The organism is Synechococcus sp. R55.2 (assembly GCF_047462075.1).
Classification (GTDB): domain Bacteria; phylum Cyanobacteriota; class Cyanobacteriia; order Thermostichales; family Thermostichaceae; genus Thermostichus.
On record NZ_JANSIH010000307.1, the window covers coordinates 1 to 4,090 of the forward strand.

At 56.2% G+C, this 4,090-nt stretch carries 5 protein-coding genes; all 5 read right to left on the bottom strand.

Features of this window, described 5'->3' with window-relative positions; translation table 11 throughout:
- Nucleotides 1–285 precede the first annotated feature (285 nt).
- Nucleotides 286–891 (bottom strand): DUF3727 domain-containing protein, encoded by a 606-nt coding sequence (locus NW838_RS09810; RefSeq protein WP_414356990.1) that lies wholly within the window; start codon nucleotides 889–891, stop codon nucleotides 286–288.
- 107 nt (nucleotides 892–998) lie between these two features.
- Complete coding sequence (locus NW838_RS09815; protein WP_414356991.1) at nucleotides 999–1,235, bottom strand: gas vesicle protein GvpG; 237 nt, start codon at nucleotides 1,233–1,235, stop codon at nucleotides 999–1,001.
- A 189-nt stretch (nucleotides 1,236–1,424) separates the two neighbouring features.
- A complete protein-coding gene (locus NW838_RS09820; protein WP_414342319.1) occupies nucleotides 1,425–1,814 on the bottom strand; it encodes a hypothetical protein in 390 nt (129 codons plus the stop codon).
- A 341-nt stretch (nucleotides 1,815–2,155) separates the two neighbouring features.
- Nucleotides 2,156–3,790, bottom strand: coding sequence for an AAA family ATPase (locus tag NW838_RS09825; RefSeq protein WP_414356992.1), 1,635 nt, complete (start codon nucleotides 3,788–3,790; stop codon nucleotides 2,156–2,158).
- A gap of 102 nt (nucleotides 3,791–3,892) precedes the next feature.
- A complete protein-coding gene (locus tag NW838_RS09830; protein WP_414427958.1) occupies nucleotides 3,893–4,027 on the bottom strand; it encodes a pentapeptide repeat-containing protein in 135 nt (44 codons plus the stop codon).
- Nucleotides 4,028–4,090 lie beyond the last annotated feature (63 nt).

Sequence of the window (4,090 nt, forward strand, 5' to 3'; positions counted from 1 at the left end):
ATTATACATTATTTTCAGTATAGTTGAGCTTATTATTGACTAGAGTCATGCTCCTTCGCTACGCAATGCTCAGGCGGCTGGTCTGAGGCTGGCTTATTCTGACCCTTGGCCCGCAGATCCGACGCCCCCGACAGATGTTGAGACGGGTCTGGAGTGGCTGGTGAAAAACTCTGGGCAAGTTTTACCGGGTAGTTTCACCACCTCTATCCCTATGGTGCTCCGCACCGCCGAGGCGACTGGCTGGGCAGGAGTATCCAACTCGGCAGAACAGAAGGGGTTGACCGCCTAATCTTCGTCTTCATCTTCTTCGTCATCTCCGTCTTCCCATTCCTCATCGAGATCCAGCAGCAGGGCATAGAGCTGATCAAAAAGCTCTGGCGGCTCATCGGGGGTGAGCAGGTAGGGATCCCCTTCGTCAGGCAGAGCGGCGAAGAGCAAAACGGGATCGAGGGGGGTAAAGATGCCGTATTTCTTCTCTTGGTAGAAAAAGGTAGCTAGCAGTTGAAACTCCTGGGCATCTTCCTCGCTCTCGCCCAGCTCGAAAACATCTTCCTCTTCGACTGGGGGCAATTCCCCCTGAACCGTGAGGATGTCGAAGCCATTTTGCTGCAAGGTGAGGTTCAACTCCCCCAAGACAGCCTGGATGGTGGGCAGGGCAGCCTGTAGCTCTTCGGGATCCGGCTCGTCCAGGATCCCTTCCATGTTGGCATCGCCGTTCACCGCTTGGCTGGGTTCTTCTTCCCCTTCCCAAACCAGCACTTTGATCACAGCATCAACGGGAGTCACCAGAGCATAGGTCTGCTCGTCGATGACCACCTGACGCAGGATCTCGCACTTGAGAGGCTGGTTTTGCTCGTCGCGGAGCACCAAGGTTTCATGGGATCCAGTCATTGAAAACAGCCCAGGGTAGAAAAGACGGGGGTGTACAGAAGCTCATTCTCCCATGTTCTGCCCCCCTGCAATGCTGAGGGATCCCTTCCAGGCCCACCGGCAGAACTCTATGCTTCGGCTTCTTGTTCTGCTTGGGTTAAGGCTTCCAGGGCCAACAAAATCTCTTCTTCTCGGCGGGCGTAGGTTTCTTCGTCAATTTCTCCCAAATCTAGCTGAATTTGCAGGGCCGTAAGTTCTTTTTGCAGGTTTTCTTTGCTATCCAGCTGTGCTTCGGCGCGTTCTTGGATCTGCTCTGCTAGCCAAAGCAAACTTTGGGCCGGCCAAGTCAACAATTGCCAAACCATCCCAGGGCCCCTAAAGCAGATGATGAGTCTTCGTAATCCTATCAATTTGGATTCTCAGGTGGCCATTGCCCCGGCCTAGCCGTGAAACTTTTTGTTCCCTTCCTCCCCAAGCTGGAAAGACTGGGACACGCACGAAGCGCCAGGGGAAACACTGGCTATTGGTGCTCAGGCAAGTCCTAGCCGCGAAGACTAATCCTCTCGCTGGTGCTTCTCGATCCACTCCATGAGCTCCCCCTCGGAATGGGTACACAGGCGCTCTCCCGTGATTGGGTCTTGGACAGACCACCAGACCATGCCGCTGCCATCTACCCACTGCCGCACCCGCAGTTCATCGCAGGCCGCCAAGACTGCCTTCAGGCTCTGCCAAAGGTGGCGCAGTCCTCTGAAGAGCGCTGAAGAGAAGGGATCCCTGCCGCCGTACTCGGCTGCCAGCTGCCGCTCTTCTTGTTTCAGCAGCTCCATCAAGCGGGTGTTGTTGGCCGCCCTAGCTGCTTCCAAACGACGGGCCAGGGAGGCTGCTATGTTTTGGCGATGGCGGGCCAGGAGACTTGTCCCCCTCATTTCAGCGATTGCACTCATAAGGCTGCTCTACATACCAGTACCTCTACACGATCAATCCTACCAAAAAATCTGTAGTCAAGGATACGAAAAGTGCAAAACCATCGGTCCTGCACGCTAACGTGCGGGATCCGATCCCAGTGCCCTGCCTGGGAGCTGCCGGAAGTTAATCCAACAAGGGGCCACCTGAGCAGCTCAGATCAATCGGCGGCTTCCCCGGACGGATTTAACGGGGGCTAATCCACAGGCAGCAAATTCAAGCGGAGCGGCAACCGGAGTTTTTCCGCGTCTTGCAGGAAAAAATGCTTGCAAGCCTACTTCCACGGAGCTGCCACAACTCGGAACGAGCCGACCAAAACAGCTTAGGCAGGAGGTGGAGAGGAAAAGGATGGGGGACTATCAACTTCAATGTAGCCTAACCCTCTCTTCTGGACGATGGTCCGTAGCTCCTGAATCAACTTTTGATCTTGGGAAGCGGTACGTGCTCCTGACTCGGCAGCCCACGCTTTCAAGTCTTGAATCTGGTCGCGGGCGATGGCGGCCAGGGGAACGGTTTGGCGAATGGCGCCGAGAATATCCTCCTGGGTAAACTCGCGGGGCGGATCCTGGTTGAAGGCCATGTGCATGGCATCGTAGATGGTCTGCTCAATTTCTGCGCCGCTGAAGTTTTCGCTGGCCATGGCCAGCTCAGGGTAGGCAAAATCCCGCACGCGGTTGGGCCGCAGCCGCTGGATGTGGACTTGGAAGATCTCCTCCCGCTCCCGTTGGTTGGGCAAATTGACGAAGAAAATTTCGTCAAACCGGCCTTTGCGCAGCAGCTCGGCCGGCAAGATGCGGACATTGTTGGCGGTGGCAACAATAAAAACGGGTTTGGTTTTTTCCTGCATCCAGGTGATCAGGCTGCCGAAGACCCGCTTGCTGGTGCCCGAATCCCCTGAAAACTCGCTGTTGACGCCGCCAAAGGCTTTATCCAACTCATCAATCCACAACACACAAGGGGCCATGGCTTCGGCAATTTGGATCATCTGGCGCACGCGGCTTTCGCTTTCGCCGACGATCCCGCCGAAGAGTCGCCCCACATCCAGCCTGAGCAAGGGCATGCGCCACTCGCGGGCTATGGTTTTGGCACATAGAGACTTGCCGGTGCCCTGGATCCCGGCCAGCAAAATGCCCTTAGGACTGGGCAAGCCATAGGCACGGGCCTGGGCACTAAAACTGTTGCGGCGCTGCCGAATCCAGGCTTTGAGGTTTTCCAGGCCGCCGACATTTTGCAAGGTCTCGGAGGGGTTGTAAAACTCCAGGATTTCCGTCTGGCGGATGTATTGTTTTTTCTCTTCCAGAACAAGGTCAATATCGCCCTCGCTGACCTTGCCCTTGGCGGCTAGGGCGCGGGCCAGGATCCGCTCAATGCGCTGCCGAGTCAGTCCTTGGCAGGCTCGAACCAGTTGTTCCCGCGCCGGGCCGCTTAGCTCCAGTTGACGGGCAGGGATCGCGCGGGTAATGATCCGCTCAATTTCGGCGATGCTGGGCAGGGGAAAATCATAGACCACAATTTCCTCGCGCAGCTCGGCAGGGACAACGGCTTCTTGGCCCAAGAGGATGATGGACTTGCGGCTGTGGCGGCTCTCTCTGGCCAGGGTTTTCAGGTAGCGGATGACGGGGTAATTGTCCGAGCGTTCCGGATTTCTCAGGGTGGGGTTTAGGTCTTTGAGAACACAAATAACCGCCTCGTCCTCTTTGATGGCGCCGATGCGGCCCAGAGCAGGCATCAATTGGCCTTTGTTTTGGCCGTTATCTGACCAGCCGGAGACGATATCCCAGATTAGGAGTTTGCGCTTGGGCTTGAGGGAATCGGCTAGAACTTGCAGGAGCTCCTCTGCCGGGGCTTCTTCGGGAGTAACCAGGTAGATCAAAGGGTAGCGGGCGCGAACCACTAAGTCCAGCAGTGTGAGGATGTCTTGGTGATTGCTGGCAAAGGCGAGATCTGAGGGACTCATGGATCCACTGAGAGCGGCTGTAGGTAGTGTAGCCAAGGGATCAGGCTAGGGATGGATGGCTCCGTCGGGGAGGATGGCCCCTTTCAAGTCGGCGAATTGACCCTAGCCGGGACTTAGTTTTGCGCCCCATAGGTTTGCCCCCTTTAGGTTCGTGCCACCCAGCTTTGCTCCCCTCAAGTTGGCCTGGCTCAGGTCAGCCCTGCTCAGGTAGGCATCACAAAGTTTGGCCTGGCTCAGTTCTGTCTCTTATAAACCTCTGAAGCTGACCACGAATAGAGAGGTGTATAAATAGGTTGTCGC